Origin of the sequence: Lysinibacillus sphaericus OT4b.31 (genome assembly GCF_000392615.1) — a bacterium.
Taxonomy (GTDB): Bacteria; Bacillota; Bacilli; order Bacillales_A; family Planococcaceae; genus Lysinibacillus; species Lysinibacillus sphaericus_B.
Genome location: NZ_KB933398.1, coordinates 1,085,821 through 1,111,415 on the forward strand (window position 1 = coordinate 1,085,821; position 25,595 = coordinate 1,111,415).

The following is a 25,595-nucleotide window of genomic DNA, read 5'->3' on the forward strand; positions in this document are numbered from 1 at the left end:
TTTACTAGATTATTAAATAGGTAAGAGGTTTTCAGTGTTAGTCAAAAAGATTGCAATCTTAATTGGAAGTATTGTATATTTTAATCAATAATGATAATCATTATCAATTATTGGTGTAATAAATCTATAGTAAAAATACAGAAATAGTATTAAAGAAATGGGAGGTCTCACCAATGTTATTACAACGTTTTTTTTCTTATTACAGGCCATATAAGGGATTATTTATACTAGATTTTTCTTGTGCTATTTTGGCAGCCCTCATCGAGTTAGCTTTTCCATTGGTATTAAATAAGGTGATTGACGACATCCTTCCTGATGGTGAACTAAAGTGGATTGTAATGGCGAGTTTGCTGTTGCTCTTGTTATACATATTCAATTCGATTTTAGATTTTATAGTTTCTTATTGGGGACATATGTTAGGGATTAATATTGAAACAGATATGCGTAGGGAATCGTTCAGTCATGTGCAAAAACTTTCTTTTCGTTATTTCGATAATAACAAAACAGGGCATCTTGTCTCACGCTTAACAAATGATCTAATGGATATTGGTGAGCTTGCACATCATGGTCCAGAGGATATGTTTATTGCTGCCATGACGATTATTGGCTCTTTCGGCGTGATGTTTTACATTGATCCAACCTTCACACTGCTTATATTTATTCTGGTACCAATCATTCTTTTGCTTACGATATTTTTTGGCAAGCTTATGTCAAAAGCGTTCCGTCAAATGTTTGGAGATATCGCCGATTTTAACGCACGTGTAGAAAACAATGTAAGTGGTATTCGAGTTGTACAAGCATTTACCAATGAGGAACATGAAATTAAACGCTTCAAGGTCAATAATAATCGATTCAGAACGACCAAACTATTTTCTTATAAAGTAATGGCGTGGAATGAAGCAATTTCAGGTATTTTAACAAAAATTTTATCATTATTCACACTTTTTGTAGGTGCGTACTTTGTTTTACAAGGGCAGCTAACCAATGGTGAGTTTATCGCTTTCATCCTATTATCAGGTATTCTTTTAGGACCTATTAACAAAATTAATATGTTTATAGAGACTTACCCAAGAGGGATGGCTGGTTTTAAACGTTATATTGATTTCCTTGAAACAGCACCAGAAATTGCTGATCGCCCAGAGGCGAAGAGTATTGAAGTCATAGAAGGAGACATCGCATTTAGCAATGTATCTTTTGGTTACACAGATAATGAACGCGCCTTAAATAATATTAATCTTAATGTTCGTCCGGGTGAAACGGTTGCACTTGTTGGACCTTCAGGGGCAGGTAAATCAACCATCTGTAGTCTGTTACCACGTTTTTACGAGGTAAGTGAAGGGGCTATTAAGATTGACGGAATCGATATACGAGATTTCAAGTTACAATCTCTTCGTGCACATATCGGGATTGTACAGCAAGATGTGTTCTTATTTGATGGCACAATTCGAGAAAATATTGCTTACGGTGATTTAGACGCCAGTGAAGAGGATATTTGGCATGCTGCAAAGCGTGCACAGTTAGAGGAAGTTATTAATGCCTTGCCAGAGGGCATGGATACCTTAATTGGTGAACGTGGAGTCAAGCTATCAGGAGGGCAAAAACAACGATTGTCCATAGCACGTATTTTCCTGAAAAACCCAAGAATATTAATTTTGGATGAGGCAACCTCTGCATTAGATACAGAAACAGAGAAGGCAATCCAACAGGCATTAAATGAACTATCCATTGGACGTACTACATTAGTTATTGCTCACCGTTTAGCAACCATTAAAGACGCTGATCGCATCGTTGTTGTGTCAAAAAAAGGCATTATTGAGGAAGGCACACATGATGAATTAATGAATATCCAAAATGCTTATTATGGCCTTTATACAGCGCAATTTGGTTTGCAAATTTAAATTATACTTATAAAGAGCGTTCAATCATAGTGTAGAAATGGTAGTTTTGCTTTATCATTTCTACACCTTTATCTAACAATAAATTTATTCCTAAAAGGGAAAGGAAGTTTAATATGTCAGTCCTTGAAATAGAACATGTTGCCATAGGCTACTCATCTACATTAATTGTGGAAGATTTAAGTGTAGCGATTCCAAAAGGGCAAATTTCTACAATTATCGGTCCCAATGGATGTGGGAAATCTACATTATTAAAGGCTGTGGCACGTGTACTTAGAACACAAGATGGTGCTGTATACTTGGATGGAAAAGCAATTCATCAGTTGAAAACAAAAGAGGTTGCTAAGAGAATGGCAATTCTGCCACAAACAGCAACAGCTCCAGGTGGATTGACAGTTTTTGAATTAGTATCCTACGGTCGATTTCCACATCAAACAGGCTTTGGTACGTTGCGTAAGGAGGATTTTGAATATATTCATTGGGCTATTGATGTCACAGGACTAAGGGAATTTAGTGATCGTCCAATTGAGGCATTATCGGGCGGTCAGCGTCAACGAGTATGGATTGCTATGGCGTTAGCTCAAGGTACAGATATTCTTATACTGGATGAACCAACAACCTATTTGGATTTAGCGCATCAGCTAGATATTCTTTTATTATTGCAAAAGTTAAATGAAGAAGAGGGCCGCACGATTGTTATGGTATTGCACGATTTAAATCATGCCTCTCGTTTTTCTCAATTTATGATTGCGATGAGAAGCGGGCAATTGAAAGTAAGTGGTAAACCAGATGAAGTAATGACAAAGGAAAACTTACAAGAAGTATTTAATATTGATGCGACGATGGCCCTTTGTCCGTATAGCAATAATCCAATTTGCTTATCTTACCAATTATATGAAAAAAATAAGTAATGCTGAGTAGTTAAAGTAAATTTCCCACCATTGGAGAGCTCTTAATTCTCTTAAGAAGAAAGAGCAACTAAGCTAAGACCGTCATACCAGGTTGACCTTAACAAATCGAGCTTTTACAGGAAGTGAAACGCTCTTCAAAAATGTTGATTTCACTCAAATGCTGTGGTGGTAGTTTTATAGCCCGTCAAATGTGGGATGAATTTTTAATCGGATAGATATAAAGGAGGAAAAGCATGACTACGTCAGCAGAAGCAGTAGAAGGGCTCGGAAAATTAGAAGAGCTACAAAGACGTTCTCATCCAGTACGTGCTGTCGTGGCACTAATTATAGGTCTTATTGGATTAGTATTTGCTATTGGTTTGTCCATTTCATTTGGAGCGGCTGATATTTCATTAGGCACTGTTTGGACAGCCGTTTTTCATTTTTCACCAGATTTAACGGCACATCAAATTATACGAGAAATTCGATTACCACGTGTACTTGGTGCAGCGTTGGTAGGTGGATGCTTTGCGGTGGCAGGCGCTATTATGCAAGGAATGACACGTAACCCGTTAGCAGACTCAGGTTTATTAGGTTTAAACTCGGGAGCGGCATTTATGCTTGCAGTTTGTTTTGCTTTTTTCCCTGGTTTACCATACATGTTTTTAATTTTATGGTCATTTGTTGGAGCAGGGTTAGGTGTAGCCATCGTTTATGGTATAGGTTCGTTGGCAAAAGGTGGTCTAACTCCTATGCGATTAGTACTTGCGGGGGCAGCTGTTAGTGCGCTTCTAGGCGCATTGGGAGAAGGTATTGCACTCTATTATCGTATTGGACAAGATTTAGCATTTTGGTATGCCGGTGGTGTGTCTGGGACGAAATGGTATCACCTTCAGATATTGTCACCTTGGATACTTGTCGCTATGATTGGTGCGCTTATATTGTCACGTTCCATTACGCTCCTTAGCCTAGGTGAGGAAATTGCAATTGGGCTAGGACAGCGCACAGGCGTTATTAAAGTTTGGGGTATGATTGTAGTGCTAATTTTAGCAGGAGCAGCTGTATCTGTAGTAGGAGCAGTTGGCTTTGTTGGATTAATTATTCCACATTTAACGAGATACATAGTAGGTCATGATTACCGTTGGATTATTTCTTGTTCGTTAGTGTATGGAGCTTTACTTGTTGTGTTAGCGGATCTTACTGCTCGCACCATAAATCCTCCTTACGAAGCACCGATTGGAGCAATTATTGCCTTTATCGGTGTTCCATTCTTCCTATACCTAGCGCGTAAAGGAGGAAAAGAATTGTGAGTAATAATAGTTTTTTAACAGCCAGTCAACAAAAGGCTAGAAAGAAAAATATCTTCATTTTAAGCATATTAGCAGTGTTAATTGTTATTACGTTTGTGATTAGTATGAATACAGGTGTTATTAAACTGACACCAATGGAGGTCATACGTACTCTATTTGGTCAGGGGGATGCACAGCAGCAACTAATTTTATATGAATTTAGACTTCCACGTATTATTATCGCTGTATTGGTTGGGATGGGTTTAGCTATTTCAGGCGCCATTTTACAAGGTATTTCGAAAAATGCATTAGCTGATCCTGGTATTTTAGGGATAAATGCAGGTGCTGGTTTAGCGGTAATGTTGTTTATCTCCTTCTTTCCAGCAACAACAGCGGCTCCAGTATACTTACTTCCTGTGTTAGCTTTTATAGGGGCAGGATTGACAGCCATAGTTATATATACACTTTCCTATAAACGTCATGAAGGGATTACTCCAATGCGCCTGTTATTAACAGGAATTGCTGTAGCAGCAGGTATAAGTTCAGCAATGATTGTGTTGACGCTTCGTTTGACACCTGAAAATTATCAATTTGTTGCTACTTGGTTAGCGGGTAGTATTTGGGGTTCGAATTGGAAATTCGTTTTATCTTTGCTGCCGTGGATATTGATATTATTCCCATTCGTTTATGCTAAATCACGGGTATTAAATATCTTGAATTTAGGGGATTTAACGGCCGTTGGTTTAGGTGCTTCCATTGAAAAGGAAAGACGTTGGCTATTAGCGGCATCAGTTGGTTTAGCTGGTGCAAGCGTTTCAGTAAGTGGCGGTATTGGCTTCGTTGGTTTAATTGCACCCCATTTGGCACGTCAGCTTGTTGGGGCTAAACATCAATTCTTACTGCCAGTATCAGCATTAGTGGGGGGATTACTCGTCTTATTAGCTGATACAATTGGTCGTTCGATTTTAGAACCCTCTGAAATTCCAGCAGGTATCGTAGTTGCTGTCCTAGGAGCACCATACTTCTTATATTTGTTGGCACGTATAAAGGAATAAGGAAGCAGTATTTTTTAGCAATTTTTCATTGAGAATGAATATTATTATCATACGAAGGGGAAGTTGAAAATGAAAAAACGAAATATATTTTTCCTAGGATTTCTACTTATATTTGCACTTATGCTTGTAGGTTGTGGCAGCAAAGATAACACTACTAAGGAAAGCAATGGAGATAGCAATGCTAAAGAAGAAATCGCAGCTACAACAAAAAAGGTACAAACCATGAACGGAGAAATTGAAATCCCTACTAAAGTTGAGCGTCTAGTTGTAGATGCGTATTTACCAACATCATTGTTACTAGGAGTTAAGCCAGTTGGTGCAACACAACGAGACTTAGAAAATGTCCATATTCAAAATCAGATAGGGGGCATTGCAAGTATAGGAGAAAATAGTGTTGAAGCAATTTTAGCGTTGAAACCAGATTTAATACTAACAGCATCTGGTGAACCAGAAGATTACGAAAAATTTTCGAAAATTGCTCCAACGATTGTGATTCCATACGAAACATATCGCTCGGTTGAAGAAGAAGTGGCGGGGCTTGCTGAGATTTTTGGAAAACAAGCTGAGGGAGAAGCTTGGTTAAAAATGTTTGAAGAAAAAGTAAATGAGCATAAAGAGAGATTAGCATCTGTTATGGATGAAAACGAAACAGTTTCTATTTTTGGAGCATTCGGCAAAGACTTTTACTTATACGGTGACGGTATTTATCGTGGTGGGCAAGCAATTTATAAAAAATTGCAATTGCAAGCACCAGAACGAATTCAAAAGGAATTAATTGATGCAGGTGAAACGTATAAACAAGTGTCATATGAAGTGTTACCTGAGTATGCAGGAGACTATATTTTCCTAGATGAATCAAAAGGTGCCGAGTTAAACAAAAAAGATTCTTTATGGTTATCGATAGATGCGATGAAAAATAACAATGTCTTCTATTTAGCTCCAGATAGATTTTGGCCATATGATCCGATTGCTGTTCTTGCACAAGTAGAAGAAGTGGCAAATATGTTGATCGAAAAGAAAACAAGTGAAAAATAAGAAGCGGAGGTAAGCACAAAAATCTGCTAATAAATAACATAAATGAAATGAGGTATTTAGTATGTCAGAAGAACTGTATGATGTAACAATTGTCGGCGGTGGGCCAGCGGGGCTTTATACTGCTTTTTATAGTGGCATGCGTGATCTGAAAACAAAAATTATTGAATATAGCTCACAATTAGGTGGCCGAATGTTAATCTATCCCGAAAAAATGATTTGGGATGTAGGTGGTGTAACGCCTATATTAGGTGGACAATTAATCGAGCAATTAGTGCAACAGGCCAAAACATTTGATCCAACAATTGTGTTGAACCAAAAGGTTGAAAACTTAGAAAAGCAAGCGGATGGTACATTTATCTTGACGTCATCGACAGGAGAAAAACATTATTCAAAGACAGTCATTCTAGCAGTTGGTTATGGCGTTCTTGCTATGCAAAAATTAGAGATTGAAGGCGCAGATCGTTATGAAGTAACGAATTTACATTATACTGTACAGGAGTTAGAGGTTTTCCGTAACAAACATGTTCTCATTTCTGGTGGTGGCAATTCAGCTGTTGATTGGGCAAACGAGCTAGAGCAAATAGCAGCGAGTGTAACAATTGTCCATCGTCGTGATGAATTTGGTGGTCATGAAAAGAATGTTCTAAGAATGCGTGAATCTACAGTAAATGTAAGAACACCATATGAAGTGGTCCAGTTACATGGTGATGAAGATTTAATCAAATACGTCTCGGTACAGCATAAAGAAACGGGCGAAACGGAACGTATTAAAATCGATGCAGTTATTGTTAATCATGGATTAAAATGTGATTATGGAGCACTAGAAAAATGGGGAATAAACATACAGGACGGAGTTGCCATTGTAAACGAAAAGCGTGAAACGAATATAGAAGGCCTATACGGAGCGGGCGACTTTATAGATCATCCTAGTAAAGTTAGATTAATAGCTGGAGCATTTACTGATGGTGTATTAGCATTAAATAGTGCAAAACTTTATCTAGAGCCGGATGCACCGAAAGTAGCGTATGTTTCGTCGCATAATATTCGTTTCAAGGACCGTAATAAAAAAATTGGTTTAGAAGATCATGATTATCGCGAAGTTCGCGGGTAAGTACTAGATTGAGATTAAAACTTAGCAATTTTCTTTCTTGATAAAAATAAATTATTTATGTTATAATTCTAAAGTATGTAACGTGTACATATGTAGCCGACATATTCGGGCTATGTAAGGTACAGTTCGATAATACTCTGTTCCAGATGGTTCAGGGCGAGAGGAGAAAACGAATATGAAACAAGGAATTCATCCAGACTACAAAGAAGCAACAGTAACTTGCTCTTGTGGTAACACTTTCAAAACTGGTTCAGTGAAAGAAAACATCGTTGTCGAGTTCTGCAACGACTGTCACCCATTCTACACTGGCCGTCAAAAATTCGCGTCTGCTGATGGTCGCGTGGATCGTTTCAACAAAAAATACGGTCTTAAAAACTAATGTTAGTTTAATACCTGCCAAGCATGTGCTTGGCAGGTATTTTTTTCAGTATATAGTGATTGTGTACGGTCAGCTTGGTCAATTACGTATCGGCGTAATTAGTGCTGACGCTTCGCTTTCACACAAAACATTTGGCGTTCGGATTTTGAAGCGTGCTTAGGCATCTATGAGAGACGACACTATGTCGGTCTTTTTAATAATGTCAAAGGACGTTGCATTTTACCGATGTAGGTCAATGAAGCATAGCCGCTCACCATCATGGGATAACTCTACTGAAAAAGTGACAATCCATGACGGATAGAGGAAAGGGAGAAGACAAAATGGCACAGTTATACTTTAAGCATGGCGCGATGAATAGTGGTAAATCAATCGAAATATTAAAAGTTGCGCATAACTATGAGGAACAACAAAAGCCAGTGATGATATTTACATCAGGGCTTGATACGCGAGATGAGGTTGGATATGTCTCAAGTCGAGTGGGTTTGCGACAACAAGCCATCCCTGTATACGAAGATACAAATATTTACGAACTTGTGGAAAATAATGACGTGAAGCCTTACTGTGTACTCGTCGATGAAGTACAATTTTTAAAAAAAGCACACGTGCTGCAATTAGCGAATATTGTGGACATGCTTGGTATTCCAGTAATGGGCTTTGGCTTAAAAAATGATTTTCAAAATGAGCTTTTTGAAGGCAGTCAGTATATGCTTACATATGCAGATAAAATTGAAGAAATGAAAACAATTTGTTGGTTCTGTCATAAAAAAGCGACAATGAATTTACGGGTTGATGAAAATGGATATCCTGTCTATACAGGGGACCAAATTCAAATTGGCGGTAATGATTCCTACTTTCCTGTATGTCGCAAATGTCACGCGCATCCACCACTATAAAGAAAGTGCTAAAATGCCAATTCTTTTGTACGTCGCGTCCCTATAGTAACAGTTGCCTATCGCAAAGCGTAGCGGGCTAAATTCATATTTATTTGTTGCAGCGACTTAACAGGAGTTAACGCTTTAGCCGTATAAGAAAAAGTAGCATCCATGTGAAATTTTCCTTATACTAAGTAGTGGAATTAATGAACATGTTAGGCTGTAGTTGTCTCCTAATTATGACAGTGCTTAAGCCCATATGAGGGTGTTAGTCACTTCAGTCATGTCACAAGACGTGGACATATAGTCAGAGTCTCCTGAATTCAGGTAACGATTGGCTGTCCACTAAATAGAGTTTGAAATGCAGTATTCATGTCACCAGAGTTGGAAGACTACTGCTAAATAAAGTTAAATAACTATATAGAGGTGAAATCCATGTTTGATCGACTGCAAGCCGTAGAGGATCGCTATGAAAGACTGAATGAGCTTTTAAGTGACCCCGATATCGTCAATGACAGTAAAAAATTACGTGAATATTCCAAAGAACAGTCGGATATTCAGGAAACAGTAGATGCTTATCGTGAATATAAAGAGGTAAAAGAGCAATTAGCAGATGCACGTGAAATGTTAGACAGCGAAAAAGATCCTGACATGCACGAGATGGTAAAAGAAGAGTTCAATGCATTAAAAGAGCAGCAAGAGGAACTAGAAGAACGCTTGCGTGTGTTATTAATCCCGAAAGATCCAAATGACAACAAAAACGTTATTATGGAAATTCGAGGAGCAGCTGGTGGTGACGAGGCCAATATTTTCGCAGGGGATTTATTCCGCATGTATTCTCGTTATGCAGAGACACAGGGCTGGAAAATCGACATTATGGAAGCGACGCCAAACCCAATGGGTGGCTATAAAGAAGTTATTTTTATGATTAACGGACAAGGTGCGTATTCAAAATTCAAATTTGAAAATGGTGCACACCGCGTACAACGTGTGCCAGCAACTGAATCACAAGGTCGTATTCATACGTCAACAGCGACAGTTGCGTGCTTACCTGAGGTAGAAGAAGTAGACGTTGAAATTCATGAAAAAGATATCCGTGTTGATACATTTGCATCTTCTGGTGCGGGTGGGCAGTCAGTAAATACGACGATGTCAGCTGTTCGTATGACGCATTTACCAACAGGTGTTGTCGTATCGATGCAGGATGAACGTTCTCAAATTAAAAACCGTGAAAAAGCAATGAAAATTCTTCGTGCACGTGTAGCTGATATGTATTTGCAAGAAGCACAAAAAGAAATCGATGCAACACGTAAATCAGCAGTTGGTTCTGGAGACCGCTCCGAGCGTATACGCACATACAATTATCCACAAAACCGCGTGACAGACCACCGCATTGGTTTAACGATTCAAAAGCTTGATCAAATCGTCGAGGGTAGATTGGACGAAATCATTGATGCACTTATTTTAGAAGAGCAGGCATCAAAGCTTGAGCGCTTAAACGATGATCTATAAACATGTGAAGGAGGCCCTTGATTGGGCTTCTTCTTTTTTAGTGGATAACGGTCGTGAAGAGACGGCAGCACGCATTGTCATGCAGCACATATTAGGCACTACATATGCAGGTGTCATGCTACAGTTGCAGGATATGATAAGTGCTGAACAAAGTGAACAGTTTGTAGCACTAATTGAGGAGCATGCCAATGGGCGTCCTGTGCAATATTGTGTCGGTAGTGAAGAATTTTATGGCCGTACGTTTTTAGTGGATGAATCGGTGCTTATTCCTAGACCTGAAACAGAAGAGTTAGTACTTGGCACTGTCAATCGTATTGGTAAATTATTTCACGATAAAGCGTTGAAACTCGCGGATATCGGTACTGGTAGTGGTGCAATAGCTATTACTATGAAGCTAGAATGTCCGGAGCTAGTAGTAGTAGCAACAGATTTATCGGAGGAAGCACTATCAACAGCAAAAAAAAATGCACGCTTGCTAGCGGCAGATGTTGATTTTAGACTTGGAGATTTAACGGCACCACTTGCAGAGGAGAAATTTGATATTGTGTTATCGAATCCTCCATATATAGCATTTGACGAAGCACAGGAAATGTCTACTGTAGTGTTGGAGCATGAACCGCATAGTGCACTCTTTGCTGAAGAAGATGGGCTGATATTGTACCGTAAATTGGCTGAGCAATTACCAGCACTTATGAATAAGCCATCCCTGATTGGACTTGAAATTGGTTATACACAAGGGGAACAAGTGGCGAAGTTTTTTAAGGATAGTTTTCCACAGGCTACTGTGACTGTGGAAAAAGATATTAATGGAAAACCTAGAATGATTTTTTGTGAAATTCATGTATAAAGAATCTCCTTCTTGACAACAATGTTGAGCAAGGAGGGATTTTTATGTTAAACGAATACAAGATTATTAGATTACCTAAACAAAATATCTTACTAGCTCTTGGGAGACTAGTATTAATAGCGATAGTTTTAGAACTATGTATTTTATATATTCCATCATTAATAGGTGCTGCACAGGAAACTACGAATAGTGAGCAAGAAAACGATTTTCGTATAAGAGTGATTGCTAATAGTAATACAGCTAGTGATCAATTAGCAAAAGAACAACTTGTCAAAGAGTTGAAACCTTATTTTAAGCAAGCAGCCGCTACTAATACTGTGGATAGCGAGCAATTTGTAACATTAAAACAGCAGATCGAAGAAGAATTAAAAGAAAATTATCCACAAGTGCGTACACAGGTTGTACTTGGGGATAACTTATTTCCACCAAAGAGACAAGATGCTATGTTTTATCCACAGAATGTGTACCATTCCATCGTCGTGAAAATAGGTGATGCACGTGGCGATAACTGGTGGTGTAGCATATTTCCATCCATTTGTGAACCCGAAAAAGAGGATGTAGTGGAAGAAGAACAGGAACAGACAACATTCTTTATTTGGGAATGGATTAAAGGCTTATTCGAATAAATTGTGCACAAATTCAGACAACTTATACACAATTATTAGTAAGTTATAAACAAAATGTGGATAAATCAGTAAATACGAACAATTGAAAGAAGGTATTCGTGATGAAAACCGTTTGTAAGATTGTGGACAGTAATGTGAATAGTCAGTCAAATTATGCACAGGCTGTGGATATCTTAAATGCAGGTGAGGTTGTAGCATTTCCCACTGAAACGGTTTATGGTTTGGGCGCTGTTGCTACAAATGATTGTGCAGTAAAAAAAATATTTGAGGCAAAAGGTCGCCCTTCAGATAACCCACTCATTGTCCACATTGGTACAAAAGAAGAAGTTGAGCTTTATATAGAAGATATTACAGAAGTTGCAATAAAATGCATGGATTTATTTTGGCCGGGTCCTCTTACACTTGTTATGCCAGTAAAGCCAAATGTACTGGCGAAAAGCGTGACTGCAGGATTGAACACAGTTGGCATTCGCATGCCAAATCATCCCGTTGCATTAGCATTGCTCCAACATATTAAAAAACCACTCGCTGCGCCAAGTGCAAACCGTAGTGGAAAGCCAAGTCCAACTGAAGCGATTCATGTGAATGACGATTTACAGGGCTGTATACCTTATATCTTAGACGGAGGTTCTACAGGTATTGGTCTCGAATCAACTGTTCTTGATGTTACGCATGAGCCACCAGTCATTTTACGTCCTGGTGGTATTACAAAGGAAATGCTTGAGGAAGCAATTGGTCCGGTTATTCAGCCGACAACAATAGAACAAAAGATGGAGTCTACACCGAAAGCTCCAGGCATGAAATATACTCATTATGCTCCAAATGCACCTGTATATTTAATTCAGTGTGATAATAAGAAAGTGGAACAGGCCATGCAGCACCTTCAATCACAAGGGCATAAAGTTGCGTTACTAGCGCCAGCAAGTTTTGTGGATAGCAAAGCAGATTATTATTTCTCGACTGGTGAAGCTGCTATTAAAGAAGAAATGGGTGCGGCGTTGTACCACGCTTTACGTGCTTGTGACAAAACCCAAGCCACAGTGATATTAGCAACGACAACATCTACTGAAGGTGTTGGTGCAGCCATTATGAATAGACTTGAAAAAGCTGCTGGTGGAAAATGGTATACAACATAAAATAATAAACTCATCTATTTTACAATAATAAAATAGGTGGGTTTTTTCGTTACTAATAGATTTTATAAATGTATGAGAAAAACTAATGATAATACTGTATTTTCTAGCATAAAATGATAAAATATTAGGTAGCGAGGGAGTGCGTTCTTGCAGGGAATTCTTGCAGGTGTTTTAACGTCTGTTGATGTAATTGGTTTATATGTATTGATACCAAATATCAGATATCGATTATTATTGTCTGTGTGGACGGCTGCATTGCATATGCTTTTCCCGTTGTTAGGATTTGAATTAGGAAATTATTTAGTACGTTTCTTGTTGGAATGGGGGCAATGGATTTCAAGTATTTTATTGTTTTGTATTGGCCTGCATTTACTATTATCCTCACATAAAAATGAAAAAATAACGATTTCGCCGGTCCTTTTAGCTGTGACGGCTAGCCTAGACACCTTTTCAGTAAGTGTATCTTTTGGTATGCTCAATTTAGAGAAAACGATCTTTATCATTAGTGCAGGAATGAGTGCTCTTATTTGTTCTTATGGGGCTTTAGTCATTGCACGGAGGAGTCAGGTGTTTTTTGGAAAGAATATTCAAATTATTGCGGGCGTTATTTTTATTATGATGAGCATTCTAGCTATCCAGCAATAAATTAACTAGTGGGAGGGTGATAAGTGTGAATATACTATTTGTATGTACAGGCAATACTTGTCGCAGTCCAATGGCAGAGGCAATTTTAAAGCATAAACAAATTAATGATGTTGAGGTTCGTTCAGCAGGTATTTATGCTATGCCTAATGCTGAAATGTCAGCACATGCGCAACAAATATTAGATGAAGCGAATATGCCCCATCAGCATTTAGCAACACAATTATCAGGAACTGAAATGGACTGGGCAGATTTAATTTTAACAATGACAACAGTTCATAGAGATACAATCATTGCTAATTTTCCTTATGCAGAAGGAAAGATCTTTACACTTAAAGAATTTACGAGTGTAAATAGTTTAGAAAATGTTGTAGATCCCTATGGTGGCAGTAAAGCAATCTATGAGGAAACATTCACAGAGTTAAAGGAATTGGTAGATTTTTTAGTAAAAAAACTTGAAAAGAATTGAGGAGCGCTATGAAAAAACAGTTTGGTTTACGACTTAAACTAGTATTATTTGTCAGCATTCTTGCCCTAATCACATATAGTATCAGTTTTATATTCATTGAATTTGTACAACCTACCTTCTTCCCAGAAATCAATCGTAGACTGTTTGAAGTATTTACTTATATATTAGGGATTACTTGGTCAGGAATCCTAGCAGCAATATTCAGTGTTATCTTAATCAAACCATTACAACAACTTGAATATTCGGCTTCTCGCGTAGCACAAGGAAAAATTGGACAGGATGTAAAAATGCCAAAAACGAATGACGAGATTCACTCAGTGGCAGAGGCTTTCCAACAGATGGTGTTAAATTTACGACAAATGGTGGAAAGTATCGATCAAAACTTCCAACAAACGAACCAATCGATTATCCAGCTATCCGACGAAGCTGGGATTGCCACAAAAAAAGCGGAAGGAATTGCATCTACAGTGAAGCATATTTCCTCTGGAGCAGAGGCATCAGCTACGGCGGTACAAGACACAGCTGAGGCAATTGAAGATGTCCGAGCACTTGCGACTGAAGTGAATAGCAGAGCAGTACAGTCAGCAACGCAAACAAAAGAGATTCTACATAATTTAACGACAACAACAAATGCGATTGAAACATTGGTCAATAGTATTCAACAAATTGCAGCCGGTAATAATGAGGCATTAGTAAGCATTCGTGCGCTAGAAGATAATGCAGTGCAAGTGGAACGTATTATTAGCTTAGTTGGCGACATTGCTTCTCAAACAAATTTACTAGCGTTAAATGCCTCCATTGAAGCAGCGCGTGCTGGGGAGCATGGGAAAGGCTTTGCAGTTGTCGCTGAAGAGGTTCGTGGGTTGGCTGATGAAAGCGCAAAAGCTGTGCAGGGAATAACGTCATTGATTCAAACAATGCAACAAAATGTTGAAGTTGTCGTAAAACAAATGAACCAACAGGTAACCTTTGCAACAAAAGAGGCTGCTCGCGTCTCTGAAACAACGACCGCTGTTGAGGGGATGTCCTCAAGTGTACACGAGATGGCAACGTCAATTGTGGAGATTTCTTCATTAATCGAACAACAAATGCACAATATTGAAACGACTGCTAGACAATCGCAGGAAGTAGCGGCAATCGCTCAAGAAACATCCGCAGGTGCTCAGGAAGTTTACAGCGCAGCAGAGGAACAAGCTTATGCTATGGAACAGGTTGAGCAACTTGCACAGGGGTTGAAAAAGCAATCCGAAGAGCTTCATAAAATGATCCAACAATTTGATAGACAGGCATAGCTCAGCATCGAATTCATTAGATTAACTAGTGAATTCGATGTTTTTTGCTGTCGTTACGAAGTTCACGCAGTATTTTATAGTCTTTTGTAAAAAATATTGAAATAGTATGTCCATGGTAATAGAAAATGTAGAAAAACTTCAGAAGATGGAATATTACAACAAAAGACCATAAACCGAATTTATTAACAGGATATTCACATTATCCACATTTAAATCCACTTAAAAATGAACGTTTTTCTGTTTGCATACAAGAAATGTTCGTCTTTTAGGAAAAATCAGCATAAAAATGCAAGAAAAATCGTGTTATTATTGAGAGAGAAGTGGTAAACTAGTGTTGACTATAATTCGAAATGAGGGAACCCAGTGAGAATAGCAATTTCTTCTGATCACGGAGGCAATAACTTACGTCGAGAGATTATGCAACTGTTAGATGAACTAAATATTAGCTACGAAGATTTTGGTCCGCAATCTGCGGATTCAGTAGACTATCCTGATTATGCAAAGCCAGTTTCTGAGGGTGTTGCTAACGGGGAATTTGATAAAGGTATTTTAATTTGTGGCACAGGGATTGGCATGTCCATTGCAGCAAACAAAATAAAAGGAATTCGTTGTGCTTTAGTACATGATGTATTTAGCGCAAAGGCAACGCGTTGCCATAATGATTCGAATATTTTAGCGATGGGTGAACGTGTTATTGGTCCTGGCCTTGCACGCGAAATCGCAAAAGCTTGGCTAGAAACAGATTTTGAAGGCGGTCGTCATACACGTCGCGTAGAAAAAATTGCTGAATTAGAACAGTGAGAAAGAGCATTTATGCCCGTTAACATGTGATAATCGCTGACTGAAAATGGTCAGTGCGACTTCGTGCTTGTGGCGTAAATGACTAGATATCTAAATAAGGGGCTGAGCTTAGTGGTTGTACAGCAAATACAAACGCAACTGACTCAGTTACTCAGTGAATTCGAAGAGCAGGTAACTTTACGACCAAATACTATTTTTGTCGTAGGCTGCTCTACGTCTGAAGTGATTGGTCAGAAAATTGGCACAGCAGGCGCACTTGAAACGGCAGAGGCTATTTTTGAGCCATTACTGACATTTGCAAAGAAACACCAGTTGCATTTAGCGTTCCAAGGCTGTGAGCATATTAATCGCGCTATTACTATGGAAGCAGCAATAGCAGAGCAATTTGGCTATGAACCTGTAGCTGTTGTACCTATCCGTACAGCAGGTGGATCGATGTCAGCCTATGCGTATACACAATTTGTAGAGCCTGTTGTCGTAGAGACAGTGATTGGGAATGCAGGCATCGACATTGGGCAAACACTAATTGGCATGCATTTAAAGCATGTAGCTGTCCCTGTTCGTACATCTGTCCGTACAGTGGGGGAAGCTGTTGTCACAATTGCAACAACACGTCCGAAGCGAATTGGCGGCGAACGTGCTGTATATAAGTAAGACACTCTTTATAGAAGTACATTAAATCTTAGGAGGCTTTTTCAAACATGGCATACGAAAATTTAGCAGTACAAGACAAAGCAGTATTAGATGGGATTTTAGCAGAAAAAAAACGTCAACAAGAGAATATCGAGTTAATCGCATCAGAAAACTTTGTATCTGAAGCAGTTATGGAAGCACAAGGTTCAGTTCTGACAAATAAATATGCTGAAGGCTATCCTGGTAAACGTTACTATGGTGGCTGTGAACACGTAGACGTAGTAGAAGATATCGCACGTGACCGTGTAAAAGAAATTTTCGGTGCAGAATATGCAAACGTACAACCACACTCTGGCGCACAAGCAAACATGGCCGTTTACCATACAATTTTACAACCAGGTGATACAGTCCTTGGAATGAACCTGTCTCATGGTGGTCACTTAACACATGGTTCACCAGTAAACTTCTCAGGTATTCTTTATAACTTCGTAGAATACGGCGTAACCAAAGATACACAGGTTATCGACTATGAAGATGTACGTCAAAAAGCGTTAGAACATAAACCAAAACTAATCGTTGCAGGTGCATCGGCGTATCCACGTGAAATTGACTTCTCAAAATTCCGTGAAATTGCTGATGAAGTTGGCGCATATTTCATGGTAGATATGGCGCACATTGCAGGTCTTGTAGCTGCGGGTGAGCACCAGTCACCAGTTCCATATGCTGATTTTGTTACGTCTACAACACATAAAACATTACGTGGCCCACGTGGTGGTTTAATTCTTGCTTCGAAAGAATGGGAACAAAAACTAAACAAATCTGTTTTCCCAGGTATCCAAGGTGGCCCATTAATGCACGTAATCGCTGCAAAAGCTGTAGCATTCGGCGAAATTTTACAACCAGAATTCAAGGATTACGCAAAACAGATTAAAGCAAATGCAAAAGCTTTAGCAGAAGTGTTAATTGCAGAAGGCGTTGAAATCGTTTCTAACGGCACAGATAACCACTTATTACTTCTTAATGTGAAATCTCTTGGCTTAACTGGTAAAGTAGCAGAGCACGCGCTAGATGAAGTAGGTATCACAACGAACAAAAATACGATTCCTTACGATACAGAATCTCCATTCGTTACTTCTGGTATTCGTATCGGTACACCTGCCGTTACTTCTCGTGGCTTTAAAGAAGAAGACATGAAAGAAGTAGGTGCCATCATCGCTGCAGTACTTAAAAACCCAGAAGATGAAGCAGTGAAAGCTGAAGCTAAAGTTCGCGTAATAGCATTAACTGACAGACATCCATTATACGTATAATTATAACTATCAATAACAGGCTGTTCCTAAAGTGTATTATTTCACTTTGGGTACAGTCTTTTTTTTTTGAAAAGCAGGTGAAAACTGTAAGAAGTATATTTTTTTCTATTATTTAAGTAAAATAATCTTATTTTTGACTTTTTTTACATAATATAAATAAGAAAGGATATATTATAGTGGGTTAAGGACAGATAATGTCCTAATAGAGAAGATTTTTTCATAAAAGTGACAAAATATTGAATTTTTTATGTACAATATAAATGAGATGTGTTAAAGACGGGAGGGGTTGGATGATTGCTAAATCGATGGACATACAAAATAATAGCTTATTAACTACTGTTCGTAAATTAGGAGATAACTCTAAAGAGAGCTACGTGATACTGGATGCGAAAAATAGTCATAGCATACTAGAATGTAATGATTCTTTTTGTAAGCTTACGAATTCTACAAGTTCACAACTACGAGACAAAGATTATTTTTCAATGCTTCCTAATGAAGTGCAGATGACAACGATTGAAATGATTAAGACAAAAGTACATAACGGAGCAATGGTGCAAGCAAAGCTTCATCATAATTGCTTTGAAAAGCCACCTTTTTGGTCCGAAATACAGGCCCTTCCTTTTCAAAATAATGAGGGTGAAACATTATTTGTGTTATTACTTGTGAAGGATGTTACGTATTATCATACAGCGAATTTTTTAAATCGTCTTGAGTCAGCGATGTATGAAGCAATTGAAAAGGACGATCCCTTTGATAAAAAAATGGATATTGTCTGTAGGGCCATAAATGAATTTTTCAAGCCATATGTGAATAGCATGATACTTATAAAAACGGAAGCAAATCAGTTACGCGTTTTCACGGAAAATTGTAAAGGTGAAAAACTTTCTGAGGTAATTGAATGGTATGAATATTACCGAAGAGCCATGCAGAAAGAGTCATTTATCTTAGCTGAAGATTTAGAAGTGATTGATATTCCGCAAGAACATAAAAAGTTTGCCTATTCATTCGATAAGCAATCCGCTTGGTTCATTCCAATTCGCAATCAACAACAGCGAGTAATAGGGTTGTTTGCAATATTCCATAATCAGTATCCTAGTCATCATGATTTCTTTGTTAATATGTTTCCAAAAATAGCATCACTTGTTGCGTTGGCACATACGTATGCAAAAACGCAGAAAAGAATATGGGATTTAGCCTATATGGATATTACGACAGGTTTGCCGAACCGCCATAGCTTTGTAAATAGGATTGAAAAAGAGAAAGAGCAGGGACAACATGGTTTTATCAAAGTATTGAAGCCAAGTGAATTTCATCAAGTTGTAGAATTATATGGTCGCGAAGCAGGGGACGAGCTATTAAGACAAATTGCAAAACGACTCAATGATAATAATAATGACCATAATGAATATATTGCGCGATTTACGAGCTCTAGTCTGATTATTTCCTGTATGACTCCCTATGAAGATTTGACAAATTATGATAGACGTATCAAAGAATTAATACGACAGCCGTTTATTATAAGAAGTAAGCAAATCTACATTACGTTAAAAACAGGGATTGCTACATTCGATAAGGATATTAAAATAGCTGATGCGATTCGCTTTGCAGATAACGCTTTATCCTATGCGGCCAATAAACCGGGTACCCATATGGAAGTATTTACGAAGGAACGAAATGAAGAATTAGAGCAACAAATGCTAGTTTTAAATCATTTATCGCATGCGCTCAAGAGCAAAGAAATCTCTGTCAATCTACAACCAAAGGTAGACTTACGGACAGGGGAAATTCAAAGTATTGAAGCACTCGCTCGTTGGATTTCACCGACGCTTGGCATTGTATCACCAGCTACATTTATTCCAGTTGCAGAGAATGCGGGAAAGGTACGAGAAATTGATACGCAAATTTTAGAACAGGTTCTTGCATGGCTAGAGGATCGACAGCGTTTGGGGAAAAAGTTGGTGAAGGTTGCAGTTAATATTTCACCGGATCATTTTTACCACCCTCACTTTGTGAAGGATTTATTGAAGTTAGTCCGACAATACAATATTGATCCAAGTTATATCATATTAGAAGTAACTGAAAATATTGGTTTAGTGGATTTCCAAACAGCACTAGCAATTATTCAAGAATTAAAGAGTTATGGCTATAAAACATCAGTGGATGACTTTGGAACGGGTTTCTCTTCGCTGAGCTATCTGCAAAGACTGCCATTTACTGAATTAAAAATTGACCGAAGCTTTATTAACGATATTAATGATGCAGCTACCCTCGCTATTGTCCGTTCGATTATTCAGCTTGCTTTAAATTTAGGCATGACATCAGTAGCTGAAGGGATAGAAAACGAGGAACAAGTTGAAATATTACGAGCACTCGGTTGTACAGTAGGACAAGGTTACTTCTATTATAAACCGATGTCGATTGAACAACTTGATACCATCCTAGATGTATAAATTGCTCATACATGTAGTAAACATTCTAGAAATGGGGGCGTCTTGAATTTAATTTTGAGACGCCTCCTTTTTTCTGTTATACTAGTTGAGATAAAATGAAACTTTAACCGATGGGGTATACCCTCGATTATTAGTTGAATAAATCGGGTACTTACGAATGCTTGATCCCCACTGAAACATCTTGCTTAGGCTTCATTTTGAGGTGGTGTTTTAGCACCCGTTAGTACGGGATAAAAATGAAATCCGAACCGTTAGGAGAGAACCCCTGTGAGCAAAGTATACGTATTTGATCATCCACTAATCCAACATAAGTTAACTTATATTCGTGATAAGAAAACAGGAACGAAAGAATTCCGTGAGCTAGTAGACGAGGTTGCAACATTAATGGCATTTGAAATTACACGTGATATGCCAATAGAAGAGATTGAAATTGAGACACCGGTAACAATTGCAAAAACAAAAGTACTTTCTGGTAAGAAACTTGCTATCGTTCCGATTTTACGTGCAGGAATCGGCATGGTCGACGGCGTATTAAAGCTAATTCCAGCAGCAAAAGTTGGTCATATTGGTCTGTATCGTGACCCAGAAACTTTAAAACCTGTAGAGTACTATGCAAAACTTCCAGCAGATGTAGAAGAACGTGATTTCATTATTGTAGACCCTATGCTTGCAACAGGTGGTTCAGCAGTGGAGGCCATCAACTCACTGAAAAAACGCGGTGCGAAAAGCATTAAATTCATGTGCTTAATTGCTGCGCCAGAGGGTGTGAAAGTAATTCAAGAAGAGCATCCAGATGTAGACATCTACATTGCAGCACTTGATGAAAAGTTAGATGATCACGGCTATATAGTTCCTGGCTTAGGTGATGCTGGTGACCGTCTATTCGGTACAAAATAAAAAGTAATTTGCTCAAACGACTAGCTATGTTTGACTTGTAAAGCAACTTTAAAACACTTAAAAGCGTCCTTCTATTTTGAAGGACGTTTCATATATGTCTAGACAATACACTTCCGTTCAAATTTGGAGATGTATAATATAACAAAGGACGGTGCAAATCGTTTTGACGAAAAAATGGAAAGTGATGACGATATTCGGTACGAGACCAGAGGCGATTAAAATGGCTCCACTGGTACTGGAATTACAAAAACATCCCGAGCAAGTGGAATCGATTGTGACAGTGACTGCACAACATCGCCAAATGCTCGATCAAGTATTGGAAACATTTAAAATTACACCAGACTATGATTTAAATATTATGAAGGATCGTCAAACGTTAATTGATGTGACGACTAACGCTTTACAAGGTTTGGACAAAGTCATGAAGGAAGCCAAGCCTGATATTGTTTTAGTACATGGTGATACAGCAACAACTTTTATTGCCAGCTTAGCCGCGTTTTATAACCAAATTTCAATCGGTCATGTGGAAGCGGGTCTTCGTACATGGAACAAATATTCACCTTACCCAGAAGAGATGAATCGTCAGCTAACGGGCGTTATGGCTGATCTTCACTTCGCACCAACGGAAGTATCGAAGAAAAATCTTTTGGATGAAAACAAAAATCAAGATACTATTTTTGTGACAGGTAACACAGCAATAGATGCACTAGCAACAACAGTTAGTGCGCATTATACGCATCCTGTATTAGATAAAATAGGCAATGACCGCATGATTCTATTAACAGCGCATAGACGTGAAAATTTAGGTGAACCAATGCGTCATATGTTCCGAGCGATTACTCGAATTTTATCAGAACATGAGGATGTACAGGTTGTTTACCCAGTGCATATGAACCCAGCTGTTCGAGAAATTGCGAATGAAATTTTAGGAGATAATGAGCGTGTACATTTAATTGAACCGTTAGAAGTTTTTGACTTCCATAACTTTGCGGCAAACTCGTACATGATTCTAACTGATTCCGGTGGCGTTCAAGAGGAAGCGCCGTCACTAGGTAAGCCAGTGCTAGTCCTACGAGATACGACGGAGCGCCCTGAAGGTATAGCGGCAGGGACTCTAAAGCTAGCAGGAACCGAAGAAGAAACTATTTATTCACTAGCAAAACAATTATTAGAGGATACTGCTGCATATGAAGCTATGGCAAAAGCATCAAATCCTTATGGAGATGGACATGCATCAGAACGTATAGTAAAAGCTCTCTTAGAATTTTTGCATAAAAGCAAATAATCTACTATTTTAAAGATAAGAAAATAAGTCAATTGTACCTATTTTAACTGTGAAGCTAATTTGCGAGCATATTTATGTCGTAAATTAGCTTTTTTATGCATAATTGTGAAATATATTTCACTTTCTACGATGTTTCATACACAAATTTGTCAACAATTTGACAAGAGTATAGTGGCTGTGAAGTTTTTCTCCTTTACTAATTGACTTCAAATATCACCTATTGTATGCTTACAAAGGGTAAGAATGATAAGGGTTTCTATTCGTTATTAGACGTTGAAACACTTGTTATATCAAGTTTCTACTAAATTGACAGTTAAAACAATCACTGTCGATTTGCAACGTTTTGTGCGTTTCGGTTTAACACCGAGTAAGTAAGGGGTGTAAGGCATTATTAGGAATTTACACCTGTAATTTCATGATAACGCTCCCATTACTATTCCGCTGTGAGTAGTGTTTTTCACTGCTCTTTTCTGATTTCACAAAGTGGTCAGCAAACGTTTTCTTTACTCGAAAAAATGATTCAGGAGACTACAAACCAATGCTAGATTTGCATCACATTTTTGCTGTGCAGAAGAGAGCGTTATTTTTTTTGCTCGCACTTTGCGCATTAGGCTGGGGCTTAACGTCCTATCAAACTGTTTTTGCGGGCATCGCAATAGGTGCATTTTTTGGTACGTATAATTTTTGGATTTTAGTTCGCCGTATGGAGAAGTTTGATCGTTCCATTAGTGAAGGGAAGAAAATAGGCTCGCTTGGTTCAGCGCTTCGCTTCGGATCAGGTGTGGCGGCAGTCGCTATAGCCATTTCGTTGCCAAACTATTTTCACTTAATTAGCACGGTCATAGGGCTAATGATTCCGTACGTTTTTCTCTTTGTCGAGAGAATTGTATCTCATGTAAGGAACCACTAATGTGCTTTATTAGAAAGAGAGGTGAAAAATAACAATGAATCATGAAGCTCCGTTATGGACACCAGTCAGTTTCTTAACTTTTAACTTATCAACAGTTATGATGTTACTAGTTGCCGCAACAATCGTATTCTTTATTGCTTTTTTTGCAACTAGAAGCTTAAAGTTGAAACCAACTGGTATGCAAAACTTTATGGAATGGATTATGGATTTCGTAAAGAATATCATTAAAAGCAACATGGACTGGAAAACTGGTGGGCGTTTCCATATTTTAGGTATCACACTTATTATGTTTATCGCAGTATCTAACTTAATAGGTCTGCCATTCTCTATCGCTTATGGACACACACTTTGGTGGAAATCACCAACAGCTGACCCAACTGTTACTATGACACTTGCAGCAATGATTTTAGTATTAACTCAATACTATGGTATCAAAATGAAGGGGACAGGCCATTATGTTGGTACATTCTTCAAACCGATGTCATTCATGTTCCCACTTAAAATCATTGAAGAGTTTGCAAACACTTTAACATTAGGTCTGCGTCTTTACGGTAACATTTATGCAGGTGAAATTTTACTTGCGTTAATCGCTGGTCTAGCAACATCTGGCTTTATCGGTGCAGTTGGTGCAATCGTACCAATGATGGCATGGCAAGGTTTCTCTATTTTCATCGGCTTAATCCAAGCCTTTATCTTCACAATGTTAACAATGGTTTACATGGCTCATAAAGTGAGCGATGACCATTAATATAAAGCATAATTATTATGCTTAAAACAAAAAAACATACAATTCCAAGGAGGAAATTTTCAAATGGGTTTATTAGCAGCAGCAATCGCAATCGGTTTAGGTGCACTTGGTGCAGGTATCGGTAACGGTCTTATCGTATCAAAAACAGTAGAAGGTATCGCTCGCCAACCAGAAGCACGTGGCGTTCTTCAAACTACAATGTTCATCGGGGTAGCATTAGTTGAAGCCCTTCCGATCATCGCAGTAGTAGTAGCATTCATCGTAATGAACAAATAATTCAGTTGTATACTGAATTTTAGTAGTGGCGAAGCAGGATTCTCCAGATGAAACTTCGCCCTTCATTTTGGAACAGATTAAAGCTATGTGCAAATATAGCTTTTTAAAATAGGTAAGTTTTCGAAACAAATTATTATGTTGAAGTCAAAGCTCTTGAAGGGAGTGAAACAATCGTGTTTTTAGATAATCTTGTACTTGGTGCAGGCACTGGTTTTAACGGTGGTGACATCATTGCTACATTAGGGATTTTCATAGTATTAATGCTTCTACTTAAAAAGTTCGCTTGGGGTCCACTTATGGGCATCATGCAACAACGTGAAGAATTAGTAGCTAGTGAAATCGAAGCAGCTGAAAAGGCGCGCAAAGATTCTCACAAATTTTTAGAAGAACAAAAGAGCCTTCTTAAAGAAGCTCGCACGGAAGCACAATCGATTGTTGAGGGTGCTAAGAAGCAAGGCGAAATGCAAAAAGAAGAAATTCTTACTGTAGCTCGCAACGAAGCTAACCGCTTAAAAGAATCGGCTTTACGTGAAATCGAGTCTGAAAAAGAAAAAGCTATTGCAGCTGTACGTGATGAAGTCGTTTCATTATCTGTACTTGCAGCATCTAAAGTCCTTAGCAAAGAGATTTCTGAGGCAGACAACCGTGCTCTAATAGAAGAGACGATTGCGAAGGCAGGGGAAGCTCAATGAGTAATTCAACTGTAGCAAAACGTTATGCTCAAGCGCTTTTTGAGTTAGCGCAGCAAAAAAACATTCTTGCAGAAGTTGGAACAGATTTAAGTGAGCTTACAAAAGTTATCAAAGAATCTCCGGATTTCTTAACGCTGTTAAGCGCACCTAAGTTCTCTATCGAACGTAAGAAACAAATGGTAGCTGAAATCTTTGCAGCTGCAACACCTGAGTTTGTACACACAATTCAACTTCTTGTTGAGAAAAAACGTGTAAACGAAGTGAAACTAATTGCAGACGCATATGCTGAACTTGCTGCACAAGCACAAGGTTCTGCAGACGCAACTGTATTCTCTACTCGTGAACTTTCTGGTGAAGAAAGCGCTAAAATTTCTGCAACGTTTGCAAAACTTGTTGGAAAACAATCATTAAACATTACAAACGAAATAGATCCAGCATTATTGGGTGGTATTCGTGTTCAAATCGGTAACCATATTTATGATAGCTCAGTAGTGAACAAGCTTGAGCGTCTAAAACGTGAATTAATCGGTTAATAATTTAGAA

Annotated in this window: 26 protein-coding genes; all 26 read left to right on the forward strand. The window is 38.3% G+C overall.

From position 1 onward, the window contains the following. Nucleotides 1-173 precede the first annotated feature (173 nt). Nucleotides 174-1,898: an ABC transporter ATP-binding protein gene (locus H131_RS04935; RefSeq protein WP_010857970.1), complete on the forward strand. Its 1,725-nt coding sequence runs from the start codon at nucleotides 174-176 to the stop codon at nucleotides 1,896-1,898. 113 nt (nucleotides 1,899-2,011) lie between these two features. Next, nucleotides 2,012-2,806, forward strand: a complete 795-nt coding sequence (locus H131_RS04940; protein WP_010857971.1) for an ABC transporter ATP-binding protein — start codon at nucleotides 2,012-2,014, stop codon at nucleotides 2,804-2,806. A gap of 233 nt (nucleotides 2,807-3,039) precedes the next feature. Beyond that, on the forward strand, nucleotides 3,040-4,095 hold the full coding sequence (locus H131_RS04945) for a FecCD family ABC transporter permease (protein ID WP_010857972.1): 1,056 nt from the start codon (nucleotides 3,040-3,042) through the stop codon (nucleotides 4,093-4,095). Beyond that, complete coding sequence (locus H131_RS04950) at nucleotides 4,092-5,129, forward strand: FecCD family ABC transporter permease (RefSeq protein WP_010857973.1); 1,038 nt, start codon at nucleotides 4,092-4,094, stop codon at nucleotides 5,127-5,129. The genes H131_RS04945 and H131_RS04950 overlap by 4 nt, the downstream gene beginning before the upstream one ends. Before the next feature lie 69 nt (nucleotides 5,130-5,198). Further along, complete coding sequence (locus H131_RS04955; RefSeq protein ID WP_010857974.1) at nucleotides 5,199-6,164, forward strand: ABC transporter substrate-binding protein; 966 nt, start codon at nucleotides 5,199-5,201, stop codon at nucleotides 6,162-6,164. Between the two features lie 61 nt (nucleotides 6,165-6,225). Next, nucleotides 6,226-7,275, forward strand: coding sequence for an NAD(P)/FAD-dependent oxidoreductase (locus H131_RS04960; protein ID WP_010857975.1), 1,050 nt, complete (start codon nucleotides 6,226-6,228; stop codon nucleotides 7,273-7,275). Nucleotides 7,276-7,450: 175 nt separating this feature from the next. Then, nucleotides 7,451-7,654, forward strand: coding sequence for a 50S ribosomal protein L31 (gene rpmE / locus H131_RS04965; RefSeq protein WP_010857976.1), 204 nt, complete (start codon nucleotides 7,451-7,453; stop codon nucleotides 7,652-7,654). A gap of 320 nt (nucleotides 7,655-7,974) precedes the next feature. After that, nucleotides 7,975-8,547, forward strand: a complete 573-nt coding sequence (locus H131_RS04970; protein ID WP_010857977.1) for a thymidine kinase — start codon at nucleotides 7,975-7,977, stop codon at nucleotides 8,545-8,547. Between the two features lie 414 nt (nucleotides 8,548-8,961). Further along, complete coding sequence (prfA, locus tag H131_RS04975; protein WP_010857978.1) at nucleotides 8,962-10,038, forward strand: peptide chain release factor 1; 1,077 nt, start codon at nucleotides 8,962-8,964, stop codon at nucleotides 10,036-10,038. Beyond that, nucleotides 10,028-10,885: a peptide chain release factor N(5)-glutamine methyltransferase gene (gene prmC / locus H131_RS04980; protein ID WP_010857979.1), complete on the forward strand. Its 858-nt coding sequence runs from the start codon at nucleotides 10,028-10,030 to the stop codon at nucleotides 10,883-10,885. The genes prfA and prmC overlap by 11 nt, the downstream gene beginning before the upstream one ends. Nucleotides 10,886-10,929: 44 nt before the next feature. Next, a complete protein-coding gene (locus H131_RS04985; protein ID WP_010857980.1) occupies nucleotides 10,930-11,511 on the forward strand; it encodes a stage II sporulation protein R in 582 nt (193 codons plus the stop codon). Nucleotides 11,512-11,612: 101 nt separating this feature from the next. Beyond that, nucleotides 11,613-12,647 (forward strand): L-threonylcarbamoyladenylate synthase, encoded by a 1,035-nt coding sequence (locus tag H131_RS04990; RefSeq protein WP_010857981.1) that lies wholly within the window; start codon nucleotides 11,613-11,615, stop codon nucleotides 12,645-12,647. A gap of 147 nt (nucleotides 12,648-12,794) precedes the next feature. Continuing rightward, nucleotides 12,795-13,292 (forward strand): manganese efflux pump MntP, encoded by a 498-nt coding sequence (locus H131_RS04995; protein WP_010857982.1) that lies wholly within the window; start codon nucleotides 12,795-12,797, stop codon nucleotides 13,290-13,292. A 25-nt stretch (nucleotides 13,293-13,317) separates the two neighbouring features. Beyond that, a complete protein-coding gene (locus H131_RS05000) occupies nucleotides 13,318-13,758 on the forward strand; it encodes a low molecular weight protein arginine phosphatase (protein ID WP_010857983.1) in 441 nt (146 codons plus the stop codon). A gap of 8 nt (nucleotides 13,759-13,766) precedes the next feature. After that, a complete protein-coding gene (locus tag H131_RS05005; protein WP_010857984.1) occupies nucleotides 13,767-15,050 on the forward strand; it encodes a methyl-accepting chemotaxis protein in 1,284 nt (427 codons plus the stop codon). 363 nt (nucleotides 15,051-15,413) lie between these two features. Then, nucleotides 15,414-15,851 (forward strand): ribose 5-phosphate isomerase B, encoded by a 438-nt coding sequence (gene rpiB / locus H131_RS05010; protein WP_010857985.1) that lies wholly within the window; start codon nucleotides 15,414-15,416, stop codon nucleotides 15,849-15,851. Between the two features lie 111 nt (nucleotides 15,852-15,962). Next, a complete protein-coding gene (locus H131_RS05015; protein ID WP_010857986.1) occupies nucleotides 15,963-16,505 on the forward strand; it encodes a TIGR01440 family protein in 543 nt (180 codons plus the stop codon). Between the two features lie 47 nt (nucleotides 16,506-16,552). Further along, entirely contained in the window at nucleotides 16,553-17,794 is a 1,242-nt protein-coding gene (gene glyA, locus H131_RS05020) for a serine hydroxymethyltransferase (protein WP_010857987.1), read from the forward strand. Nucleotides 17,795-18,084: 290 nt separating this feature from the next. Beyond that, on the forward strand, nucleotides 18,085-20,244 hold the full coding sequence (locus H131_RS05025) for a bifunctional diguanylate cyclase/phosphodiesterase (protein WP_010857988.1): 2,160 nt from the start codon (nucleotides 18,085-18,087) through the stop codon (nucleotides 20,242-20,244). A gap of 267 nt (nucleotides 20,245-20,511) precedes the next feature. After that, nucleotides 20,512-21,141 carry a uracil phosphoribosyltransferase gene (gene upp, locus H131_RS05030; protein WP_010857989.1) on the forward strand — a complete coding sequence of 210 codons (630 nt, stop codon included), beginning with the start codon at nucleotides 20,512-20,514 and terminating at the stop codon, nucleotides 21,139-21,141. A 163-nt stretch (nucleotides 21,142-21,304) separates the two neighbouring features. Then, on the forward strand, nucleotides 21,305-22,426 hold the full coding sequence (wecB, locus tag H131_RS05035) for a non-hydrolyzing UDP-N-acetylglucosamine 2-epimerase (RefSeq protein WP_010857990.1): 1,122 nt from the start codon (nucleotides 21,305-21,307) through the stop codon (nucleotides 22,424-22,426). A gap of 538 nt (nucleotides 22,427-22,964) precedes the next feature. Further along, nucleotides 22,965-23,336: an ATP synthase subunit I gene (locus H131_RS05040; protein WP_010857991.1), complete on the forward strand. Its 372-nt coding sequence runs from the start codon at nucleotides 22,965-22,967 to the stop codon at nucleotides 23,334-23,336. Between the two features lie 34 nt (nucleotides 23,337-23,370). Continuing rightward, complete coding sequence (gene atpB / locus H131_RS05045) at nucleotides 23,371-24,084, forward strand: F0F1 ATP synthase subunit A (protein ID WP_010857992.1); 714 nt, start codon at nucleotides 23,371-23,373, stop codon at nucleotides 24,082-24,084. 63 nt (nucleotides 24,085-24,147) lie between these two features. Continuing rightward, nucleotides 24,148-24,360, forward strand: coding sequence for a F0F1 ATP synthase subunit C (gene atpE, locus H131_RS05050; RefSeq protein WP_010857993.1), 213 nt, complete (start codon nucleotides 24,148-24,150; stop codon nucleotides 24,358-24,360). A gap of 173 nt (nucleotides 24,361-24,533) precedes the next feature. After that, nucleotides 24,534-25,052 carry a F0F1 ATP synthase subunit B gene (gene atpF, locus H131_RS05055; RefSeq protein ID WP_010857994.1) on the forward strand — a complete coding sequence of 173 codons (519 nt, stop codon included), beginning with the start codon at nucleotides 24,534-24,536 and terminating at the stop codon, nucleotides 25,050-25,052. Beyond that, a complete protein-coding gene (locus tag H131_RS05060; RefSeq protein ID WP_010857995.1) occupies nucleotides 25,049-25,585 on the forward strand; it encodes a F0F1 ATP synthase subunit delta in 537 nt (178 codons plus the stop codon). The genes atpF and H131_RS05060 overlap by 4 nt, the downstream gene beginning before the upstream one ends. The last annotated feature ends 10 nt before the right edge of the window (nucleotides 25,586-25,595 follow it).